Consider the following 21,656-nt stretch of genomic DNA (forward strand, 5'->3'; position numbering starts at 1 on the left):
CGGCCCGCTGCGCAGGCGCCGGGGCCAGTCCGGGCGTGGCCGCGGTCGCCGCTGGCGTCACGGGTTCGATCCGTCGCCCGCCGCGAGCGCCGTGGCACGTGCGCGACGGCCGCCCAGGTCGTCCATCTCGCGCTGGTCGCGCTGTTCGGCGACCCTGGACTCCTGGGCGCGGTAGCTGTCGCCGAGCTGTTCGAGCACCTTGGTCTCGCGACTGGCGAGCATCAGCCGTGCGCGTTCGACGTCGCTCAGCTGGCGGCTCTGGTCGACGATCCCCGCCTGCTGCACCACCGCCGCGTTGAGGCGCTCGCGGAATGCCAGCCGGTTGACCAACAGCGCGGGTGAGATGGAGCTGGACGCGGGCGCGGCGGCATATTCCTCGGCATAGCGGCGCAGCGCTTCAAGCCGCTCTTCCTGTTCGCCAAGCGCGCGGTCGCGGTCGGCGACGTCTCTCGCGACCGAGTCCTGGCGCTGCTGCATGATCCGCAACAGCGGATCCAGACGTTGCGAGCGCATCGGGGTCAACTCTCCTGGGGGGGCGGGGCCGCCGCGGGGGCGGAGGCGGGAGCGGGATCGAGCAGCTCGGCCAGCGCGGCCCGGCTTGCGGCTACGTCGGAGGCTTCGCTGACGTCCTGGCCGAGGAACGCCTGGATGGCCGGCCAGCGCGCGACCGCTTCGTCGACCACGGGGTCGCTGCCGCGCTGGTACGCGCCGATCGCGATCAGGTCGCGCTGCGCGGAGTGCGCGGCCATCAGCCGCTTCAGCCGGCGGATGCGTTCGCGCCAGGCCGGGTCGGTGATGTCCTGCATCACCCGGCTCACCGAGACCTCGACGTCGATCGCGGGGTACTGGCCGGCATCGGCGATGCGCCGGGTGAGCACGATGTGGCCATCGAGGATGGCGCGCGCGGCGTCGGCGATCGGCTCCTGCTGGTCATCGCCCTCGGTGAGCACGGTGTAGAAAGCGGTGATCGAGCCGCGGCCGTCGGCGCCGTTGCCGGCGCGCTCGACCAGCTGCGGCAGCTTGGCGAACACCGAAGGCGGGTAGCCCCGCGTGGTCGGCGGCTCGCCCACCGACAGGCCGATCTCGCGCTGCGCGTGGGCGAAGCGGGTCAGCGAATCCATCAGCAGCAGCACGTGCAGGCCCTGGTCGCGGTAGTGCTCGGCGATGGCGGTTGCGCGCAGCGCGCCGTGCAGGCGCGCCAGCGGCGGCCGGTCGGCGGGCGTCGCGACCACGACCGCGCGGCGCAGGCCTTCCTCGCCGAGCGTGCTCTCGACGAAGTCGCGAACTTCGCGGCCGCGCTCGCCGATCAGGCCGACCACGATGACGTCGGCGGCGGTGAAGCGGGTCATCATCCCGAGCAGCGTCGACTTGCCGACGCCGGATCCGGCGAACAGGCCGATGCGCTGGCCGCGCCCGATCGGCAGCAGGGCGTTGATCGCGCGCACGCCGACGTCGAGCGACCGCGTGATCGGCTCGCGCATCAGCGGGTTGATCGCGGCGCCGGCCAGGCCGACCCATTGTTCCGTGCGGATCGGTCCGCGCCCGTCCAGCGGCACGCCGTCGCTGTCGATCACGCGGCCCAGCAGGCCCTCGCCGACCGCGACCTCGCCGCGCCGGCGCGATGGCACCACGCGTGCGTTCGGCAGCAGGCCCTCCAGGTCGGCGGTGGGCATGAGGTAGGTGCGGTCGCCGGCGAAGCCGACGACCTCGGTGTCCACCCAGCGGCCGCCCGCGGTCTCCACCCGGCAGCGCGAGCCCAGCGGCGCGCTGCAGCCGGAGGCTTCCAGGGTCAGGCCGACGGCGCGGCGGAGCACGCCTTCGCGCCCGAGGCCCAGCGATGGCGGCCGCGGATCGGTGGCGGCAAGGCGGGCCGCGAGGCGCAGGTTGCGCGCCTCCTGCCAGTGCGCGGCCGCGACGCCGCTCACGCGCCGGCCCCGCTGGTGGCGAGGGCGGCTTCGAGCATGGATTGCATGCGGGTGGCGATGGTCCCGTCGATGCGCACGCTTTCGCTGTGCAGGCGGAGCTCGCCGCGGCCGAGCCCGCCGTCGACCACCAGCCGGACGCCGTCGAGGCCGGCCAGGTGGGGCGCCAGCACGCCGAAGTCGTCGTTGTGCAGGCGCAGCTCGAGCTCGCGGGTGTCGCTGCCGACGGCCTCCAGGGCTTCGCGCACCAGGTCGGCGAGCAGGGTCGGGTCGATCCGGTAGGCGTGCCCGAGCAGGTTGCCGGCTATGCGCACGGCAAGGTCGGCCAGCGCTTCGGCGACCTCCTCGTCCAGCCGCGCCAGGGGCCGCGTGAAGCCGTCGAGCACGCCTTCGATCTGGGCGACGATGCGCCGCACGTCGGCCTGGCCTGCGGCCAGTCCCTCGGCGTGGCCACGGGCATAGCCGGCATCGTGGGCGGACCGCTCCAGTGCCTGCAGGTCCTCCACGCTGGGCGGGGCCGGCAGCTGCTCTGGCGCCGGTGCGGCCGGTGCCGTCACCAGGCCCGGTGCGTTCCAGCGCACGGCTCCGGCGGCGGCGAAGCGCGGATCGCCGTCCATCAGCAGCGCGCGCATGCGTCGCACCGGGCGGTCACACCAGCACCTCGGCCTTCGCCGCCAGCTGGATCTCGCCGCTCTCGGCCATGCGCCGCACGACCACGAGGATTTCCTTCTGCGCCGATTCGACTTCGGCCAGGCGCACGGGCCCGCGGGCCTCCATGTCCTCGACCAGGATCTCCGCCGCGCGCTGCGACATGTTGCCGGTGATCTTCTCGCGCACCCGCGCCTCGGCGCCGCGCAGGGCCAGCGCCAGTTGCTCGCCCGAGATCTCGCGCAGCACCGCCTGCATGGCGCGGTCGTCGATGTCGGCCAGGTTGTCGAACACGAACATCAGGTCGCGGATGCGCGTGCCCAGCTCGCCGTCCACCTCGCCGATGGCGCCGAGCAGCACTTCGTCCTGGCCGGAATCCATGAAGTTCAGGATGTTGGCCGCGACCTTGACGCCGCCGACCGACGAGGACTTGATGTTCTGGCTGCCGGCGAACTGCCGCGCCATGACGTCGTTGAGTTCGTTGAGCGCATGCGGCGGGATGCCGTCGAGCGTGGCGAGGCGCAGAAGCACGTCGACCCGCACACGGTCGGGCAGGGACTTCAGCACTTCGGCGGCCTGGTCGCCGTCCAGGTGGGCCATCACGATGGCGATGATCTGCGGGTGCTCGTTGCGCACGAGCTCGGCGATGGCGCGCGGCTCCATCCACTTCAGGGTGTCGAGGCCCGAGGTGTTGCGCCCCAGCAGGATGCGGTCGATGAGGCTGCTGGCGCGGTCCTCGCCGAGCGCCTGGGTGAGCACGGCGCGCACGTAGTCGTCGGCGCCGCTGCCCAGGCCACCGGGCTGGGCCAGTGCGTCGATGAAGCCGTCGAACACGTGGGCCACCGCCTCGCGGTTCACGCCGCCGACCGAGGTCATCGCCACGCCGAGCTTCTGGACGTCCTTCGCGCCCATGTGCTTGAGCACTTCTGCCGCCTGCTGCTCGCCCAGCGACAGCAGCACGATCGCCGCGCGCTGCACCCCGCTCAGCATGTCCACCGGGATCGGCTCAGCCATCGGACGCCACCATGTCGCGCACCACCTGGGCGACGCGTTTGGCGTCGGTGCTGACCGCGCTGCGCGCGATTTCCAGCTTGTCGTCGAGGTTCATCGCCGCGGCCGGCGCCTGTGCGGCAGGGGCGGCCTGTGCTTGCGAGGGCGCGGACAGGCTGACCGGGAGCTCGTCGTCCACGCCGGGGGCCGGCAGCACCGTCGCGGTCACGGTCTTGCCCGCGAGCAGCTGGCGCGAGGCCGGGCGCAGCACGGTGAAGATCAGGAGCAGGACCGCGAGGCCGCCGAAGACCAGGCGCGCGAGTTCGCGCGCGCGCGGGTGCTGCCAGAGCGGCGGGGCGTCCTGGGGCGTCTCGAACGCGCCGCGCGCGAACGGCGCGTTCACCACCGACACGACGTCGCCGCGGGAGGCGTCGAAGCCGATCGCCTGCTGCACCAGGGTTTCGATGCGGGTGATCTCGTCGGCGCTGAGCGCGCGCCCCTCGGCCGCGCCGTCCGCGGCGCCCGCACTGGCGGCCGGTGCCGGCGCCACGTTGTCGACCAGCACCGCGGCGGTGACGCGACGGATGCGGCCCGGCGCCTGGCGGGTGTGGGTCAGGGTGCGGTCGAGCTCGTAGTTGCGCACCGAGCTGCGGCTGCCGGGGCCGGCGGGGGCCGCTTCCGGCACCGGCGCAGCGGTGGCGTCGGGCGTGTTGCTGGCGGCCCCGGGCACGCCCTGGGCGATCGCGGCGTCGCCGGCACCCAGGGTGCCGGTTTCCGACAGCTGCTCGCTGCGCACCATGGCCGGCTGCGGGCCGTAGCGTTCACTCGCCTCCTCGGTCTGTGCGAAGTCCATGTCCACGCTGACCTTGGCGCTGACCCGGCCGGGGCCGGTCATCGGCTCCAGCAGCTCTTCGATGCGCTGGACATAGACCGACTCCTGCCTGCGCTGCTGTTCGAACTGCTTGGCGCCGATCGCATCGCCGCTGTCCGGGTCGGCGTTGGAGAGCATGCGGCCGAACTGGTCGACCACGGTGACGCCTTCCGGCGGCAGGCCCGGGATGCTGGACGCGACCAGGTGCACGATCGCATTGACCTGGCCCTGCTCGAGCGTGCTGCCGCTGCGCAGCTGCAGCACCACCGAGGCGCTGGCCGGATCCCTCTGGCGCGTGAACGCGCTCGGCTTGGGCAGCGCGAGGTGGACGCGCGCCTCGCGCACCGGGCGCAGGTTGGAGATCGTGCGCGCCAGCTCGATTTCCTGCGCGTGCTGGTAGCGCGCGCTTTCGATGAACTGGCTGGTGCCGAAGCCCTGGTCGCCCTGGATCGACTCGAAGCCATTGCCTTCGCTGGCCGGCAGGCCGGCGGCCGCCAGCGCCATCCGCGCGGCGCCGACCTGGTCCAGCGGCACCGCCAGCGCGCCGCTGGCCGGGTCGAGCCGGAAGGGGATCCGCGCGCCGCGCAGGAGCTCCGATGCCTCCGCCGTGGACTTGGCGTCGAGGCCGGCCTGGACCGGCACGAAGTCCGGCTTCTGGCTCCAGAAGAACAACCACAGGCCCAGCGCGATCGCGGCGGCGACAAGCGCAAGCAGGCCGAGCTGGCGCACGGCCGGGATGTCCTGGAGGCGACCCAGGTCGCGCAGGCTGGCGGTGGCCTTGGGGAGTGCGATGACGCTCATGGTGGTTGCCGGATGGAGGAGCGGTGGATGGGAAGGGCGGGGACGGCGCAGCGGGTGCGGCGCAGGGTCAGATCGGCATGTTCATGACGTCCTGGTAGGCCTGGACCAGGCGGTTGCGGACTTCGACCGTGGCCCGGAACGCGACCTGCGACTGCTGCATCGCCACCATCACCCGGGCGAGGTCGGCGCGCGGGTCGCCAAGCTCGAACGCGTGCTGCAGGGCGCCGGCGTTGGCCTGGGTCGCGCTGACCCTGTCGATGGTGCTGGACAGGGTTTCCGCGAATCCGGGAGCCTGCGCCTTGGCCACGCCGCCGACGTCGATCGCGTTCGACGGCGCGACGTCGCCGCGCGGGGCGACCGTGCGCTGCTCGTGTGCGCGGATCTGCGAAAGGATCGAGGAGATGGCATCAGTCATCGCGTGGGCCGCCGGTCGGTCTGCCTGCAGTCAGGCAAGTCCCGTGCCACGCGGGCGTCAGAAAGCCGCCGCCCGCCTGCCGTCGTCAGGCGCCTTGCCGGCGGGGTGGTCGCGGTCGATCCCGTACTTGCGAAGCTTCTCCACCAGCGTGGTGCGGCGCAGGCCGAGCAGCGGGGCCGCGTGGGCGACGATGCCGCCGGACTGTTCCAGCGCGGCGCGCAGCAGCTCGAGTTCGATGCCGGCCATGTGCCCGCGCAGGTCGATGCCCTGCGGCGGCAGCGTGGTGGTCGGCGACAGCTGTGCCGGGTCCACCGCCGCGGGCGTCGTGGCCGTGGCGTCGGGCGAGGCGGCGGGCGGGTCGCAGGGGACGTCGCCTGCGGCCGCGGCGGCGGCCCGGTAGCGCGCCGGCAGGTCCGCGGCGCGCACGGTGCCTCCCGGGTGCAGCACCGCCAGGCGCTCCAGCAGGTTGCTGAGCTCCCGCACGTTGCCCGGCCAGGCGTGGTGGCGCAGCACCGCCACGGCGTCGCCGGCCAGCGACACCTGGCCGCGGCCGGCCTTGGCCAGCTGCCGGGTGATCGCGTCGACCAGGTCGGCAAGGTCCTCGCCGCGCTCGCGCAGCGCCGGCATCTCGATCGGGAACACGTTCAGGCGGTAGAACAGGTCCTCGCGGAACTCGCCGTTGGCGATCCGGTCCTCGAGGTCGCGATGGGTGGCGGCGATGACGCGGACGTCGCACTTGATCGTGGTGGTGCCGCCGACGCGCTCGAAGCAGCGTTCCTGCAGCACCCGCAGCAGCTTGACCTGCATCGGCAGGCTCATGTCGCCGATCTCGTCCAGCAGCAGGGTGCCGCCCTCGGCCATCTCGAAGCGGCCCTTGCGCTGGGTGAGCGCGCCGGTGAACGCACCCTTCTCGTGGCCGAACAGCTCGCTTTCCAGCAGGTCGGCCGGGATCGCGCCGCAGTTGATCGCCACGAAGGGCTTGTCGCGGCGCGACGACCGCGCGTGCAGCGCGCGCGCGGCGACCTCCTTGCCGGTCCCGGACTCGCCCAGCACCAGCACCGTGGTGTCGTGCGGCGCGACCTGGTCGATCATGCGGTTGAGCTGCAGCACGCCGGCGCTCCGCCCGGTGGGGCCGAAGGTCGGCACCTCGCGGCGGGCATCGTCGTCGAGGCGCTTGAGGCTGGCGCGGCGCAGTGCTTCCTGCAGCTGGGTGCGGCGGATCGGGAACGCCAGCGGCCACACCGACTGCGGGTGCAGGCTGGCACGCCAGGCGGCGTCGGCGTCGTGTCCGGGCAGCTCCAGCACCGGCGGATGCAGGGCCTGGGTGGCGAGCCATGCGGCAAACCTCTGCCAGCCCTCGCCGTTACCGACCGCGCCGACCACGATCGCGACCCAGTCGCTGCCGCGCGCGCGGTCCAGGTCGATGTCGCCGGCGTCGTCGACCAGGCGCGGGGTGAAGTCCATGAACTCGAGCAGGGTCGCGACGCGCTCGGCGCGTGCGCCGTCCCGGTCGATGACGAGGATGCGGGACTCGCTCATGCCGATGCCTCCGCGCCGGCATCGCCGTCGCCGCGCGCACGCGCCTCGAGCAGGGGCAGGATCTCGTGGATGTAGGCGAGCTTGCTGACGAAGGCATCGGCACCGGCGCGCAGCGCATGCTCGCGGTGCTCGCCGTCGTCGAAATGGCTGGCGATGACGATGTAGGGCGGGTTGTCCTGGGCCTTGATCAGGCGCGTGGCCTGCAGGCCACCCATTTCCGGCATGGCCAGGTCCATCAGGACCACGTCCGGGCGCAGCACCTCGCACTGGGCGATGGCCTCGACGCCGTTGCCGGCGGTCCCGGCGACGGTCAGCCAGGGCAGCCTGCGCAGGTGGCGCATCGCTGCGGAAATGAAGCCGGCGTGGTCGTCGACCAGCAATACGGAAACCTGGCGCATCACATGCACTCCTGTCGTGCCTGGCGCGGGGCGAGTCGCTGGCGCGCGCGGGCGGGGCCGATCGCGAGCTGGTCGCGGTATTTCGCCACGGTGCGCCGGGCGATGCGCACGCCCTGGCGGGCAAGCAGGCCGGCGATCACGTCGTCGGCCAGTGGGGCGTTGGCGGGTTCGGAATCGATCAGGCGCTTGACCATGGCCTTGACCGCGGTGCCCGCGATCCCCGCGCCTTCGAGTCGCACGGCGAACAGCCGCTTGAGCTCGAAGGTGCCGCGGGGGGTCTGGATGTACTTGCCGCTGACGATGCGCGACACCGTGGATTCGTGCATGCCGATGGCGTCGGCGACCTCGCGGAGCGTCAGCGGGACGATCGCTTCCGGCCCCTGGTCGAGGAACGCGCGCTGGCGTTCGACCAGCACCTGCGCGGTGCGCTGCAGGGTGTCGTTCCGCATCGCGACGCCGCGCACCAGCCAGCGGGCCTCGTCGAGCAGGCCGCGCAGCGCGACGTGGCCGCTGCCGGCAAGCGCGCGCTCGCAGTGCGCCGCGATGCGGACCTGCGGCATGCCGCGGCGGTTGAGGGCCACGCGCCACGCCCCGCCGCCCTGCCAGGCGACGACGTCGGGGACGATGTGCTCGTGCGTTGATGCGGCCGGCGCCTGTACAGGGTGCGGGCGCAGGCCGAGGACCAGCGACAGCGCGGCCTCGATGGCGGCGGGATCGGCGCCGGTCGCCGCGGCCAGGGCGCCGTGGTCGTGCGCGGCGAGCAGGTCCATGTGCATGGCGAGGATCCGGGCGGCGAGCGCGCGGGTCGCGTCTTCGGGCAGCGCGCGCAGCTGCGCGCCAAGGCATTCGGCGGCATCGGTGGCGGCCATGCCCGGCCAGTCGCCGTGCAGCAGGCGCAGGCGCAGGGTGTCGACATCGTCGCCGCGGCGCGGGAAGGCCGCGCGCGCGGCGGCAAGCAGCTGGTCCAGCGGCTGCTCCAGGTAGCCGCGGTCGTCGCAGTGGTCGAGCCACCAGGCGGCAACCTCGAGGTCGCGCGGCGCCCAGTGCAGGGCCAGCAGGCGAAGCAGGCGCAGGCGCGGGTCGCTGGATTCGCCGTCGGCGATGCGCTGGGTGGCGTCGTCGCCGCCGCCGCCCCCGGGTGCGCCGCTGCCCCCGGACAGGAATGCCGGCTCCGGGAGCTCGTCCCAGGCCGACGCTTCGACAGCCGCCGCGTCCGGCGCGTCCCCGGCGCCGGAAGCGGCGCCGTCGTCGGTGTCGTCATGCTCAAGCAGCGGGTTGTGCTCGAGTGCCTGCAGCAGCTCCTGTTCCAGCTGCGGGGCGGTCAGCTGCAGCAGGCGGATCGACTGCAGCAGCTGCGGCGTCAGCTTGACGCCCTGGACCAGCCCGGCACGCATATTGCCTTTCATGACCACCGACTCCGCGAGCGCCGACGTCGCGTCGGCCAGGAGTCCCATCGTGAGCGGCGCGTGACGGAACCCGAATCAGGGCGGACCCGGGTCCGGCTAGGGGCTTTCCCTCCCGCGTGTAGGGGGCGCCCCGACATTGCGTCATGGTTTCGACGCGCCGCGGGAAGAGGTGACGCGAAGCGACGCGCTGCGTCAGTCGGATCAGGGGCGGTCGTGCAGGCGCAGCGCGATCCGCAGCAGCTCGCTCGCGTTGCGGCAGCCGAGTGCTTCCATGATCCGCGCGCGGTGGGTTTCGACCGTCTTGACGCTGATCCCGAGGTCGCCGGCGATCTGCTTGGTGGTGCGGCCGGCGCCAAGGGCATCCAGGATCTCGCGCTGCCGGCGCGGCAGCGCATCGACGTTGCCTTCGCCGCGCGCGCCGTTGCGATACCCCTGCAGCTGGGGCGCCGAGACCTGCGGGCTGAGGTAGGTCCGCCCGGCCGCGGCGGCGCGCAGGGCGATCTCGAGTTCGGCCGGCGCGGCCTCCTTGACCACGAAGCCCATGGCGCCGCGCGCCAGCGCCTCGCGCACGTGCAGCGCATCGTCGTGCATCGACATGATCACCACCGCGCATTCCGGGGAGCTGCGGCGCAGCTCGACCAGCGCGTCGAACCCGTTGCGGCCCGGCATCGACAGGTCCAGCAGCACGACGTCGGGCAGCACCTCGCGCGCACGGATCACCACCTCGTCGGCGCTGTTCGCCTCGGCGACCACTTCGATATCCGCGAACGAATCCAGCAGCCGGCGCAGGCCCGCACGCACCAGCGTGTGGTCATCGCAGATCAGTACTCGCAACAACGCCATTGCCCCCTCTACGTGCTGCAACACCATAGCGGCGCGATCGCAGGGAGGCACGCAGGCGGCGGAAAATTGTGATCCTTGTCTCAGAAATCCTGTCGTGGCCTGCGGCTCTCGGCCACCGCGCGCCTGTGGATGCGGAACAGGTGGCGCTCCAGCGCGGCCTCCAGCGCCCCGGGCAGCGCGTCGAAGCGCAGCCAGCACCGCACCCCGCCCCCGACCGCTTCGCGTGCGATTTCGGTGGCGGGCAGGAGCAGGGTCGATGGCAGCCAGTCGGCCGGCCGCACCCGGAACAGGCCGCTGCCGCCGGCGGCTGGAGCTGCGTCCAGCACCAGGCAGGCGCCACGCGCCGACCACCGCAGCGGTCGCACGGGGTCGTCGTCCAGGCGGCACAGGCCCGCGACCAGGGTGGTGAGGAGGTCGAGCTTGGCCTCGATGCGCGGCAGGGCGTGGTCGCCGGTTTCCGGCTCCTCCGGCCGCGGACCGTCCTCCACCACCGCAAGCGCGCGCAGCAGCGCTTCGCCGCTGGCCGCGAACACCTGGTCGGCGCCCGCCATCCGGGGCACGAAGGCGGCGGGTCGCAGCTCCTCGCAGGCGAGGCTGTCCTCGAACAGCAGCCGGTCGGCGGCGGCCGCGGGCGTGGTCATGCCAGGGCCCGCTGCCAGGCGCGCGCGCCGCGCTGGTCGTGGCCGAGCTTGCCCAGGGCGCGGGCGACCTCGTCACGCGCGGCGAGAAGTTCGGCGGCAAGCGCGCGCTGCGCCGCCAGCAGGTCGATCCAGGGCGCGCGCGGCTCGGTGGTGACGTCGACGCCCGACAGTGCCGCGACCACGCGGCCGTCGTGCGCCTGCAGGAGTCCGGACGCGAGCTCCCAGTCCTCGGCCGTGATCGCGGCGCGGACCTCGTCGGCGGGAAGCAGCGGGATCACGCCGGCTCCGGCGGGGCGATCGCGAGCCATGCCGATTCGATGTCGCCCAGCAGGTCATCGACCTCGTGCAGCGGCGCCGCGTCGTTCTCGAGGTTGGCGGCGAGGAGGCGCCGCTGTGCGTAGTCGTACAGGGCCTGCAGGCCGTCGGCGATCTCGCCGCCGGCTTCCAGGTTCAGGGCGCCGTTGAGGCCGCCAATGATCGCGCTGGCATCGCTGATGGCCTGGGATTTACGCGGCAGGTCGCCGCGCTGCACGCAGGCGGCGGCCAGGCGGGCACGTTCGCGCGCGCCGGCGAGCATCAGCGCGATCAGGCGGTGGGGGCTGGCTTCCAGCGCTGCGCTGGAGACGCCGGTTTGCCGGTACTGGTTGGCGAGGCTGCGGGCGTTCATGTCATTCCCGGTTGGTGTCGAAGGCGGCGATCTGCTGGGTGAGGTAGTCGCTGCTGGTCTGCAGGCTGCTCAACAGCAGGTCGAGCGCGGTGAACTGGGTGCGGTAGCGCGACTCGGCCTGGGTCATGCGGAAGTCGAGCGCGCTGCGTTGGGTCTGCAGCGACTTCGTGCGTTGGGCAAGGCTGTCGCTGCGGCCCTCGAGCAGTCCGTCGGGCTCGACCAGGCGATCGACGACGCCATCGATCTTTGCCGCCAGGCCATCGCCCTCGGCCGCGAACAGGCGTGCCGGGATCGCCGGGTCCGCGGCCAGGCCGGCGTCGAAAGCGGCCTCATCGAGCTTCAACGTGCCGTCCTTGTTGATGGTGATGCCCATCGCCTTGAGGTCGTTGACGTTGGCGCTGACGGTGTCGCGCAGGTCGCGCGCGGTGTTGCGCACCATCGAGTCGCCGTTGAGCGGCGCGCCGACCCTGGTCGCGGTGTTGTAGGACGTCGTCTGCGCGATCGCGCCGAGCGCGGCGTTGTAGGCGCCGACGAAAGTCTTCGCGGCGTTGCGCTGCAGGCTGGCGTCGCCCTCGATGCGCAGCTCGCGCACGGTGCCGGGTTCGGCTTTGGTCAGGGTCACGCTGACACCGCTGATGACCTCGGCGAGGGTGTTGGCGGAGCTGGTGCGTTCGATGCCGTCGACTTTCACGCGGGCGTCGGCGGCGGGCAGCAGCTGGGCGAGGCCGGATTCGCCGCCGGGATCGTAGGCGAGCGCGGACAGGCCGCCCTCGCCGCCGCTGGCGGTGATGGTGAGTGCACCGGCGGTGCCGGTGTCGACGGCGTTGAGGACCAGGTGCGGGCCGTCGTCGCCGGTGACGATGCTGGCGGTGACGGTCCTGCCGCCCGCCTTGGCGTTGATGGCGTCGCGGATGCCGGCCAGGGTGTTGTCCGGCGCGGCGATGTCGATGGTGAGCGTGGTCTCGCCGGCGCTGATGGTGAGCGTGCCGGTGCCGACGGCGGCATCGGCGGCGAACGCGCCGGAAGTCAGCTTCTGCGCGCTGGCCAGCTGCAGCACCTCGACCTGGTAGCGGCCGGCGGCGGCGCCGGCGCTGGTGGTCGCGGAGAAGTTGGCCTCGGCGGGCAGGATCGCCTTGCGTGCCTGGATGTTGTCGTTGGAGGTAAGCGCGGTGACGGCGGTGCCGAGCGCGGCGAACGCGCTGCGCAGCATGCCGATGGCGGAGACTTGCGCATTGACCTGGCGCTCGCCGCGATCGATGCGGGCATCGGGCTGGGCGCGGTCGGCGGCGACCAGCTGCGCGACCATGGTCGGGACGTCGAGTTTGCCGGCGGTGCCGATGGTGGTGCTCATCGCGGCGCCTGCCGGAGGGTATTCGTCGAAGCAGCGGCATGGACCGGGCGTTCAGTGCGCTGGCGATACATGGTGGGCTCCTCGGCGGACAGGATTCGGGGTGCTGCGGTGGAGCGGATGGAACGCGTGGCGGAACGACAAAAGCACGGGGCGCGGCCGCAGCCGCGCCCCGTGCGGTCCATCAGCGGAGCAGGCTCAGCACGCCCTGCGACGACTGGTTGGCCTGTGCCAGCATCGCGGTGCCGGCCTGCTGCAGGATCTGGTTGCGGCTGAGCTGCGCCGATTCCTTGGCGAAGTCGGCGTCCTGGATCCGGCTGCGGGCGGCCGACAGGTTCTCGCTGGTGGTCGACAGGTTGGCGACGACCGAGGTGAAGCGGTTCTGGATCGCACCCATGTCGGCGCGCGCGGTGTTGATGGAGTTCAGCGCTGCGTCCATGGCCAGCATCATGTTGTCGGCGCCTTCGGCCGTGGTGATGTCGATGTTGGCGAAACCGGTCTGAGCGGTGCCAGGCGTGGTGGTCGGGGTCGCCGCCGTGCTGCCGAATGCCATGCCGGTGGCGGCCGCGGTAGCGGCGGCGTTGGCACTGTCACCGCCGACGATGATCGCCGCGTTGCCGGTCGAGGTCAGCGTGAGGGCGCCGGTGGAGGCGTCGGCAGCGGCCGTGACACCGGTGGTGGCCGTCAGGGCGTTGATGGCGGTTGCCAGGGCCGAACCCTGTGCGGCGGGGGTGGCGCCGGCCGTGACAGCACCCACGTCGCTGCCGTTGATCGTGAGGTCACCTGCAGCCAGCCCAGCCGCGGCCGGTGCGACACCGGCCACCGACGCGCTGTTCGTGGTGACCACGGAAGTCCAGCTGCCGAGGGCCGACGTACGGGCATCGACGATGCCGCCGATGTTGATCGTCTCGCCCTGGTTGGCGCCGACCTGGAAGGTCTGGTTCTGGAACGAGCCGTCGAGCAGCTTGACGTCGTTGAAGTTCGTCTGGCCAGCCACGCGATTGATTTCGGACTTCAGCTGTTCGGCTTCGGCGTTCAGCGCCTGGCGGTCGGAAAGCGAGTTGGTCGCGTTGCGCGACTGCACCGCCAGCTCACGGATGCGCTGCAGGTTGTTGCCGATCTCGCCCATCGCGCCTTCGGCGGTCTGCGTCAGCGAGATGCCGTCGTTGGCGTTGCGGGCGGCCTGGTCCATGCCGCGGATCTGGGTGGTGAAGCGCTGCGAGATGGCGAGGCCGGCGGCGTCGTCCTTCGCGCTGTTGATGCGCATGCCCGACGACAGGCGCTGCAGGCTGGTGGCGAGGTCGGCGCCGGACGAGGTCAGGTTGCGCTGGGCGTTCAGCGACATCACGTTGGTGTTGATGACAGACGACATGGGAATCTCCTGGAAGGTTGGGTCCGGCGGCGACGAGAGGGCTGGGCCGGTGTTCGCAGGGTGCTGGCCGGGATTGGCCCTCGCCGCTGCTGCCAGTGATAACGGCACCGCGCTGACAGGCTTTAGGGCCCTGGGGCGCGGTAGCCGCGAATCGCTACATGCGATCGAACAGCGAGAGGGTCTGCACGCGCAGCATCGTCTTCTGTGCGGCTTCAAGCGCGGTGAGCTGCAGCGCAAGGCGGCTGGCGGCTTCGGCGACATCGACGTCGCGCAGCTCGGACAGCGACTGCGTGAGCGTCATGTCGCCTGCGCTGCGCGCGTCTTCCGCCGAGTCCAGGGCGGCAAGCCGCGAACCCGTGGCGCCGCGCAGGGCGAGCATGTGGTTCTGGGCGGTGGCAAGGTCGCCCAGCGCCGCGCCGATGAGGTTGTCGCGCCGCGCGCGCTCGCCGTCGCTGGCCACCGGGACGTCGAGCGCGTCGGCCAGGCCCTGCAGGGTGGCGAAGATGTCGCGCGTGGGCGCGGGTTCAACGGTAAAGGTGTCGCCCGCCGCCGGTGCGCCGGTGAGGGTGAGCTGGATGCCGCCGGCGGCGATCGTGTCGCCATCGACGTAGCTGCCGGCCGCGACTTCGGCGCCGTCCGCATCGAGCACGCGCCATGCGTCGGCGCCGGTGAACTCCACGCGCAACGGTTGCCCGGCCCAGGCGCCGTGGTTGGCCACTGCGCTTGATTTCAGCACGCCGCTGCCGGCGTTGGTGGCCAGAGCGCTGCCGCGCACGACCCCGTCGCCCGTCCGCACGCGCATGAAAACGTCGCTGCCGGCGTCACCGTCGGCAACCCACTGGTCGGGCGCGACCTCGACCACGTTGCGGCCGTCGTCGCCGGCATATGCCACCACGCCGCCGCTGTCGCCGAACGGCGCGGCGCCGTCGCGGGTGCCCGCGAACAGGCGGCGGCCGGTGCCGTCGTCGCGATTGGCGATCGCGAGCATTTCGCTGCGCACCGCGCGCAGGTCCGCCGCGATCGATGCACGGTCCTCGGCGGACAGCGTGCCGGCGTTGGCCTGGATGGCGAGCTCACGCGCGCGGTTGAGCTGGCCGCCGACGTCGCCGAGCGCCGATTCCTGCGAGCGCAGGCGGTGCTGCACCAGGTTGGCGTTGCGCTCCTGCTGGCCCAGCGAGGCCAGCGCGTGATCGAGGCGCTGCGCGCGCGCCATGCCCGCCGGATCGTCGGCGGCGCGCTGCAGCTTGTTGTGGCTGACCAGTTCCTGCTGGGTGCGGGCCACGCGCTGCTGCTGCTGCAACATGCCCTGCAGGCCCTGCGCATACAGCCCGGCGGTGGAAATTCTGAGAGCGCTCATGGGGATCCTCAGCGGCGCACGGCCGACAGCAGTGTCTGGAACATGGCATCAGCGGTGCTGATGACCTGCGCGGCGGCCTGGTAGGCCTGCTGGAAGCGCATCAGGTCCGCGGCTTCCTCGTCCAGGTTCACGCCGCTCACCGACTCGCGCTCGGCGCTGACCTGGGCGTGGATGGCGGTCTGGGCCTCGAGTCCGAGGCCGGCGTGGCGGGCGTCGGTGCCGACCCGGGCGGTGAGCTGCGACAGCCCGGAGGTGAGCGACTGGCTGCCGCCATCCAGGATGGCCTGCTGGTCGAGCGCGCCCAGCGCGAGGGCGTTGCCGTTGTCGCTGGAGCGCGGCGGCGTGCGGGCGAGGCTGAAGGCGTCGCCGGCTGCGGGCGTGCCGTCCAGCGACAGCGACCAGCCGCCGCCTGGGGCCGTGATCGGACTGCCAGCGGTGTAGGGATAGGGGCCGGCGCCGTCGATCGTGTACTGGCCGGCGTCGATGAACTCGATAGACGCGCCGTTGAACGCGGCAAACGCGCCTGCATCGGTGACCCGGGTCGAGGCCGCGCGAGCGCTGCCCAGGTTGCCGGCATCGCTGCCGGCCTGCAGCGGCGCGGCGGCGGCGATCTGCGACGGGTCGGTGAGTGCGACGCGCAGGCCGGCGGCAGCGTCGGCGCCCGGCCGCAGCGTGAACCGGTCGCCGGCCGCGGGCGCGCCGCCGACTTCGAAGCGCAGGCCGCCCGCGCGGAACGGGTCGGCCGCGGTGCCGCTGCCGCCCAGTGCGACCGCTTCGCCGGTATCGGCGCGCCTGGCGGTCCACGTCCCATCGAAGGCAAGCACCAGGTCATGACCCGTCAGCGCCGACGCATCGTCCACGCGGGCGGCTAGGGATGCGCCGCCAGAGTTGCCGGCGTGCACGTCCACGCGCGGCGGCGGCAGGGTGAAGAAGTCGGCACCGGGCGCACCGGCGTAATCCACCCCGGCGCGATGCGCGGCATTGAAGGAGGTCGCGAACACCGTGGCCAGGCGTCCGAGTTCGGCGCGCGCGGGGTCGAGCACGCGGTCGCGGAACTCGAGCACGCCACCCAGCTCACCCGACACGCTGGCCGATGCCAGCCGCACCTTGCCGCCGGGGCCGTCGATGGCGAGCTGCTGGCGGTCCGGGCGGGCGGGGTCGGCCACCGTGGCGAGCTTCATTGACCGCGCGCCCATCACGAGCGGCTGGCCACCCGCGGTGAACACGTTGAGCGAGCCGTCGTCCTGCGCGACCGCTTCGGCGCCGACCAGCCCGGCAAGGCGTTCGACGCGCAGCGCGCGGGCGTCGAGCAGGTCGGGCGAGACGTTGCGGCCGCCGTCGATGATCGCGCGGTTGAGGCCGGCGATTTCGCCGGCCAGCTGGTTGGCGTCGGACACCGTCGCCTGCAGGCGCTGCCCGGCCTCGTGCTCCAGCGCGGACAGCTGCCCGTCGAGCGTGCGCCAGCGGCCGGCCAGCTGTTCACCCGCCGCCAGCAGCTGGCTGCGGGCCACCGTGGATCCCGGCTCGGCGGCGATCGCATCGGCGGCGGTGAAGAACGCCGACCAGGGCGCGGACAGTCCCGTCGCCGGATCGGAGACCAGCGCGTCGACGCGCCCGGCCAGCGAAGACAGCTGGCCCAGGCGTCCCAGTTCGCCGCTGCTGTCGACCTGGCGCGCGAACACCAGGCCGTCGGCCAGCCGCTGCAGGCTGGCCACGTCGACGCCCTGGCCGATCCATCCGCTGCCTTCCGGCTGGCCGGGGCGTGCGGCCAGCTCGACGCGCTGGCGGCTGTAGCCGGGCGTCGAGGCATTGGCGACGTTGTGGCTGACGGTGCCCAGAGCGCGCTGGAACGCGAGCAGTGCGGACGTGCCGGAGCCGAGCATCCCTGTCATGGGCTATCCCCTGTTGCCGGCGGCAGCCGGCGCGCTGGCGTAGCGGGCCGGAGTGGCGTCGCGCGCCGGTATCGTGGCCAGCGCGCGGTTGAGCGTGTCGCCGTTGGCGATGGCGGTGATCTTGGCGGCATAGGACGGATCGGTGGCATAGCCCGCCTTCTGCAGCGCGCTGGCGAATCGATGGACATCGCCGCCGGTGCCGCGGGCGGCGGCGTAGCGGTCCTTGCCGATCAGGCGGGTGTAGTCGGCGAAGCTCTCCGCAACCGAACCGTAGGCACGGAACTCGGCGCGCTCCTCGACCCGCCGGCCGGCGACGAACTCGTGCGTCCGCGCGTGCATGCGCTCGCCTTGCCAGCCGCCGGTCGCCTTGATGCCGAACAGGTTGAGCGACGAGGCGCCTTCGCGGCCGGCCAGGCGGCGACCCCAGCCGGTCTCGAGCGCCGCCTGTGCGACCAGTGCTTTCGCCGGAACGCCGAGCTCGGCCGCGGCCTTCTGCGCCTGCGGCCAGATCGACTGCACGAAGGCCTCGGGCGAACTGGCGTCCATCGCGGCTCGGGCGCCGTCGGGCATGGCGTCGCCGGCGTCCGGGGCCTGCAGCGCGGGCGCGGGCTGCGCATGCACGTGCAGGTCCATGCCGGGCAGGGAAACGCCTGCGCGTGCGGGCGCGAGCTGCAGCGCCGACGGCATTCCGCCGCCCGCCGCCAGCGGCAGCGGCGGAGTGGCCGGGCCCGTGCCGGGCATCGGCAGCGCGCGCGGCAATGCGGCGGCGCCCGGTGACGTCGCCTCGCCCGCGCCCGTGCCGCGTTCCAGCTGGCGCATGATCATCGGTGCCAGGCCAAGCCCGCGGCCCTTGCCGAGCTCGCGCGCAAGCTGCTGGTCGTACATGTCGCGGTAGCGGGTGTCGCCGCCGGCCAGGCCATCCCCCGGCGACGCGCTGCGCATGCTCTTGATCAACATCTGCGCGAACTGCGTCTCCAGCTCGCGCGCGGCCTTCTCCAGGTCCGCGCGCGGCGTGGCCTGCGAAGGTGCGAGCTCGATCGGGCTGGTGGCGGACAGGCGCATCATGTTGTCTCCGAGGCCGGGCCTCAGATCACCTCGAGTTCGGCGCGCAGCGCTCCGGCGCGCTTGAGCGCCTCCAGGATGGCGACGATGTCGCCCGGTGCGGCGCCCACGGCGTTGACCGCGCGCACGATCGACTCCAGCGACGAGCCGCCTTCGAACAGGAACATGCGGCCACCGTCCTGGCTCACCTCCACCGACGACTGCGGCGCGACCACGGTGCCGCCGCGGCCGAAGGCGCCGGGCTGGCTCACCTGCACGCTTTCGGTCACCGAGACCGTCAGCGAGCCGTGCGAGACCGCGGCCGGCATCACCGAGACCTCGCCGCCCATCACCACGGTGCCGGTGCGTGCGTTCACGATGACCTTGGCCGCCGCGGCGCCGGGGGTCACGTCCAGCGTTTCCAGCCGCGACAGGAAGGCGATGCGGTCACCGGCCGGTGGCGTGACCTCGATGGTGACCCCGTCGAGCGCGCGCGCGCGGCCGTGGCCGAAGGCGCCGTCGATGGCGGCGACGATGCGCGCGGCGGTGGTGAAGTCGGCATCGTGCAGGTTCAGCGTGACCACGCCGCTCGGCGCGGCACCGGCCACGGCGCGTTCGACGATGGCGCCGTTGGGGATGCTGCCGGCGTTGGGTGCATTGGTGGAAATGCGCGAGCCGTCGCGGCCCGACGCGCCGAATCCGCTGACCACCAGGGTGCCCTGCGCGATCGCATAGACCTGGCCGTCGGCGCCTTTCAGCGGCGCCATCAGCAGGCTGCCGCCGCGCAGGGAGCCGGCGTTGCCGATCGAGGACACGGTCACGTCGATGGTCTGGCCCGGCTTGGCGAAGGGAGGCAGCTCGGCCTGGATCGCGACCGCGGCGACGTTCTTCAGCTGCGGGTTCACGCCCGGCGGCAGGGTGACGCCGAGCTGGTCGAGCATGGTCTTCAGGCTCTGCACGGTGAACGGCGTCTGGCTTGTACGGTCGCCGCTGCCGTCCAGGCCGACGATCAGCCCATAACCGACCAGCGGGTTGCCGCGGACGCCCGCCACCTGGGCAAGGTCCTTGATGCGCTCGCCCCGGGCCGGCAGGGCGGTGGCCGACAGCAGCGCGGCCAGCAGGCCGGCGGCGAGGAGGGGAAGGCGGGTCGCGATGCGGGTGCTCATGTCGCGGCCCTCAGTACGGGAATGCAGCGGAATTGAAGAACCGGCCAAGCCAGCCCATGGCGTTGGAGCGCGCCAGGGTGCCGCGGCCGCCATAGAGGATCTCGGCCTCGCCGACGCGATCGGAGGTGATGCGGTTGTCGGGACCGATATCGGCGGACCGCACCAGGCCTTGAATCTGCACCAGCTCGTCGCCCTGGTTGAGGCGCATGTGCTTCTCGCCGGCCACCCGCAGGTTGCCGTTGCCGAGGTCCTCGATGACGCTGACCGTGATGTTGCCGGCCAGCTGGTTGCTCTGGGCGCTGTCGCCGGCGCCGGCGAAGTCGCGCGAGCCTTCGATCTCGGCCTGCAGCAGCGGCCGGCCGTTGTAGGTGACGCCCTGGCCGAAGATGGTCGGTGCCGCCATGCCCACGCCGCTGTCCTTGGTGACCGCGGTGCGGGCATTGGTCTTGGCGCGGGTGTTCTCGACCAGCACGATGGTCAGCAGGTCGCCGACGCCGCGCGCCTTGTTGTCCTGGAACAGGCGCAGGCCACGGTTGCCGCTACCGCCGCCGGCGGCGGCGAAGATCGAACCGCCACCGCCGTCATGGGCGGCTGCCGGCACCGGCGCCGGCATCGCGGCCTGTCCGGGCGCGGCGACCGCGTAGCCGCGGACGGGGCCCGGCGGGGCGTTGAACGGGCGCGCATCGCCCAGCACGGTGGCGCAGCCGGACAGGGCGAGCAGGGCGACGCCGGCAAGAAGCGGTTTCATCGGCGTGCTCACAGCTTGTTGTTGAGGTAGGCGAGCATCGAATCGATGGTCGAGATCGCCTTGGCATTTGTTTCGTAGGCGCGCTGGGTCTCGATCATCGACACCAGCTCCTGGACCACGTTGACGTTGGAGCCTTCCAGCGAACCCTGGACCAGGAGGCCCGTGCCGTTCTCGCCGGGCGCTCCGCTCTGCGCCGGACCGCTGGCGCCGGTTTCGATGTAGAGGTTCTCGCCCTTGGCCTGGAGGCCGGCCGGGTTCACGAAGTCGGCCAGGGTCAGCGCTCCGACCTGCACCGATTCAGCCTGTCCGGCGAGCTGGACGCTCACCGTGCCGTCGGCGCCGATCGTCACCGCCTGCGCGCCCTCGGGCAGCTGCAGCCCCGGCTGGATCGGGAAGCCTGAGTTGTTCACCAGCTCGCCCTGGGCGTTGATCTGGAAGCTGCCGTCGCGCGTGTAGGCGGTGCTGCCATCGGGCAGCAGCACCTCGAAGAAGCCGCGGCCGTTGACGGCGACATCGAGCGCGCCGCCGGTCTGGCCCAGGCTTCCCTGGGCGAATTCCTTGGAGGTCGCGGCCACGCGCACGCCGGTGCCGGTCGAGAGGCCGGTGGGCAGGGTGGTCTGCTCCGACGTCGCGCCGCCGGGCTGGCGGGTGGTCTGGTACAGCAGGTCCTCGAAGCTCGCCCGGTCGCGCTTGAAGCCGGTGGTGTTGGTGTTGGCGAGGTTGTTGGAAATGACCGCCATCCGCGTCTGCTGCGCGTCGAGGCCGGTCTTGGCGATCCATAGAGCCTGGGTCATGGCGGTGGTCCGTCAGTTCGGTGGGTGCGCTCAGCGCGAGGACAGCAGGGTGTTGGCGGCGCGGGCGGTCTCGTCACCGCTCTGCAAGACCCGTACCTGCATCTCGAACTGGCGCGCCAGCTCGATCATCGACACCAGCATCGCGGTGGCGTCGACGTTGCTGCCCTCGCGCACGCCTGCGGTGAGCACGGTGCCGTTGGCCGGCGGCGGAGGCTCCCGGCCGGGCGGAGCGCGCATCAGTCCGTCATCGCCGCGGACCAGGTCGCGGGTGCCGGCGACAACGACCTGCAGGCGTCCGATCGCCGCCATGGTCGCCATCGGCTGGCCCTGCGGCACCACCGAGATCGTGCCGTCGCCGCCGATCTCGATCGCGTCGCTGGGCGGCAGCGCCATCGGCGCGCCGCCCGCGTCGAGGACCTGCAGCCCGCCGGCGGTCGTCAGCAGCCCGTTCTGGTTGAGTTTCAGGTCGCCGGCACGGGTATAGGCGACGCCGCCGTTGCGGTCCTGCACGGCCAGCCAGCGGTCGCCCTGGAGGGCGACGTCGAGCGGGTTGCCGGTGGTGGTCAGCGCACCCGCGGCGTCGCTGACCCCCAGCGTGCGCTGCACCGTGGCCACCCGCGAAGCGAAGCCCGGCCCTTCGACCGGCGACGCCACGGTCCCGCTGAGGGTGGCCTGGAAGCCGGTGGTGTCGGCATTGGCGAGGTTGTGCGCGACCGTGGCCTGGCCCCGCAGGGTGGCGCTGGCGCCGGTCATCGCGACGTAGAGTGACTTGTCCATGCGGGCCTCGTTGTGGCGTC

Annotated in this window: 22 protein-coding genes; all 22 read right to left on the bottom strand. The window is 72.6% G+C overall.

The window, feature by feature from the left end; translation table 11 throughout:
* Positions 1-57: 57 nt before the first annotated feature.
* The 22 genes from fliJ to WCE39_RS10535 all read right to left on the bottom strand — a co-directional run bounded on the left by fliJ (position 58) and on the right by WCE39_RS10535 (position 21,636).
* Positions 58-513: a flagellar export protein FliJ gene (fliJ, locus tag WCE39_RS10430; RefSeq protein ID WP_343276623.1), complete on the bottom strand. Its 456-nt coding sequence runs from the start codon at positions 511-513 to the stop codon at positions 58-60.
* Between the two features lie 5 nt (positions 514-518).
* Positions 519-1,925 carry a flagellar protein export ATPase FliI gene (gene fliI / locus WCE39_RS10435; RefSeq protein ID WP_343276624.1) on the bottom strand — a complete coding sequence of 469 codons (1,407 nt, stop codon included), beginning with the start codon at positions 1,923-1,925 and terminating at the stop codon, positions 519-521.
* The gene (locus tag WCE39_RS10440; RefSeq protein ID WP_343276625.1) at positions 1,922-2,554 is read right to left on the bottom strand and encodes a FliH/SctL family protein; all 633 of its coding nucleotides are present in this window, start codon (positions 2,552-2,554) and stop codon (positions 1,922-1,924) included. Before WCE39_RS10440 ends, fliI begins: the two co-directional genes overlap by 4 nt.
* Positions 2,555-2,570: 16 nt before the next feature.
* Positions 2,571-3,557: a flagellar motor switch protein FliG gene (gene fliG, locus WCE39_RS10445; RefSeq protein ID WP_343276971.1), complete on the bottom strand. Its 987-nt coding sequence runs from the start codon at positions 3,555-3,557 to the stop codon at positions 2,571-2,573.
* A 19-nt stretch (positions 3,558-3,576) separates the two neighbouring features.
* On the bottom strand, positions 3,577-5,232 hold the full coding sequence (fliF, locus tag WCE39_RS10450; RefSeq protein ID WP_343276626.1) for a flagellar basal-body MS-ring/collar protein FliF: 1,656 nt from the start codon (positions 5,230-5,232) through the stop codon (positions 3,577-3,579).
* Positions 5,233-5,299: 67 nt separating this feature from the next.
* Entirely contained in the window at positions 5,300-5,647 is a 348-nt protein-coding gene (fliE, locus tag WCE39_RS10455; protein WP_343276627.1) for a flagellar hook-basal body complex protein FliE, read from the bottom strand.
* Between the two features lie 57 nt (positions 5,648-5,704).
* Positions 5,705-7,186: a sigma-54 dependent transcriptional regulator gene (locus WCE39_RS10460; protein WP_343276628.1), complete on the bottom strand. Its 1,482-nt coding sequence runs from the start codon at positions 7,184-7,186 to the stop codon at positions 5,705-5,707.
* Positions 7,183-7,584: a response regulator gene (locus tag WCE39_RS10465; protein ID WP_343276629.1), complete on the bottom strand. Its 402-nt coding sequence runs from the start codon at positions 7,582-7,584 to the stop codon at positions 7,183-7,185. Before WCE39_RS10465 ends, WCE39_RS10460 begins: the two co-directional genes overlap by 4 nt.
* Positions 7,584-8,990 (bottom strand): RNA polymerase factor sigma-54, encoded by a 1,407-nt coding sequence (gene rpoN, locus WCE39_RS10470; RefSeq protein ID WP_343276630.1) that lies wholly within the window; start codon positions 8,988-8,990, stop codon positions 7,584-7,586. The genes WCE39_RS10465 and rpoN overlap by 1 nt, the downstream gene beginning before the upstream one ends.
* Before the next feature lie 201 nt (positions 8,991-9,191).
* A complete protein-coding gene (locus tag WCE39_RS10475; RefSeq protein ID WP_452299582.1) occupies positions 9,192-9,860 on the bottom strand; it encodes a response regulator in 669 nt (222 codons plus the stop codon).
* Between the two features lie 53 nt (positions 9,861-9,913).
* Positions 9,914-10,474 carry a PilZ domain-containing protein gene (locus WCE39_RS10480; RefSeq protein ID WP_343276632.1) on the bottom strand — a complete coding sequence of 187 codons (561 nt, stop codon included), beginning with the start codon at positions 10,472-10,474 and terminating at the stop codon, positions 9,914-9,916.
* Entirely contained in the window at positions 10,471-10,752 is a 282-nt protein-coding gene (locus tag WCE39_RS10485; RefSeq protein WP_343276633.1) for a hypothetical protein, read from the bottom strand. Before WCE39_RS10485 ends, WCE39_RS10480 begins: the two co-directional genes overlap by 4 nt.
* The gene (gene fliS, locus WCE39_RS10490) at positions 10,749-11,141 is read right to left on the bottom strand and encodes a flagellar export chaperone FliS (RefSeq protein ID WP_343276634.1); all 393 of its coding nucleotides are present in this window, start codon (positions 11,139-11,141) and stop codon (positions 10,749-10,751) included. The genes WCE39_RS10485 and fliS overlap by 4 nt, the downstream gene beginning before the upstream one ends.
* A 1-nt stretch (position 11,142) precedes the next feature.
* Positions 11,143-12,492, bottom strand: coding sequence for a flagellar filament capping protein FliD (gene fliD / locus WCE39_RS10495; RefSeq protein ID WP_343276635.1), 1,350 nt, complete (start codon positions 12,490-12,492; stop codon positions 11,143-11,145).
* 181 nt (positions 12,493-12,673) lie between these two features.
* Complete coding sequence (locus WCE39_RS10500; RefSeq protein WP_343276636.1) at positions 12,674-13,861, bottom strand: flagellin; 1,188 nt, start codon at positions 13,859-13,861, stop codon at positions 12,674-12,676.
* 154 nt (positions 13,862-14,015) lie between these two features.
* Entirely contained in the window at positions 14,016-15,218 is a 1,203-nt protein-coding gene (gene flgL / locus WCE39_RS10505) for a flagellar hook-associated protein FlgL (protein WP_343276637.1), read from the bottom strand.
* An 8-nt stretch (positions 15,219-15,226) separates the two neighbouring features.
* Positions 15,227-17,110: a flagellar hook-associated protein FlgK gene (gene flgK / locus WCE39_RS10510; protein ID WP_343276638.1), complete on the bottom strand. Its 1,884-nt coding sequence runs from the start codon at positions 17,108-17,110 to the stop codon at positions 15,227-15,229.
* Positions 17,111-17,113: 3 nt separating this feature from the next.
* On the bottom strand, positions 17,114-18,175 hold the full coding sequence (gene flgJ / locus WCE39_RS10515; protein ID WP_452299583.1) for a flagellar assembly peptidoglycan hydrolase FlgJ: 1,062 nt from the start codon (positions 18,173-18,175) through the stop codon (positions 17,114-17,116).
* Between the two features lie 20 nt (positions 18,176-18,195).
* Positions 18,196-19,317 carry a flagellar basal body P-ring protein FlgI gene (locus tag WCE39_RS10520; protein ID WP_343276639.1) on the bottom strand — a complete coding sequence of 374 codons (1,122 nt, stop codon included), beginning with the start codon at positions 19,315-19,317 and terminating at the stop codon, positions 18,196-18,198.
* Between the two features lie 10 nt (positions 19,318-19,327).
* Entirely contained in the window at positions 19,328-20,065 is a 738-nt protein-coding gene (locus WCE39_RS10525; protein WP_343276640.1) for a flagellar basal body L-ring protein FlgH, read from the bottom strand.
* A gap of 8 nt (positions 20,066-20,073) precedes the next feature.
* On the bottom strand, positions 20,074-20,859 hold the full coding sequence (gene flgG, locus WCE39_RS10530) for a flagellar basal-body rod protein FlgG (RefSeq protein ID WP_343276641.1): 786 nt from the start codon (positions 20,857-20,859) through the stop codon (positions 20,074-20,076).
* A gap of 30 nt (positions 20,860-20,889) precedes the next feature.
* Positions 20,890-21,636, bottom strand: coding sequence for a flagellar basal body rod protein FlgF (locus WCE39_RS10535; RefSeq protein WP_343276642.1), 747 nt, complete (start codon positions 21,634-21,636; stop codon positions 20,890-20,892).
* Positions 21,637-21,656: the final 20 nt, after the last annotated feature.

Origin of the sequence: Luteimonas yanweni (assembly GCF_039548475.1) — a bacterium.
Lineage (GTDB): Bacteria > Pseudomonadota > Gammaproteobacteria > Xanthomonadales > Xanthomonadaceae > Luteimonas.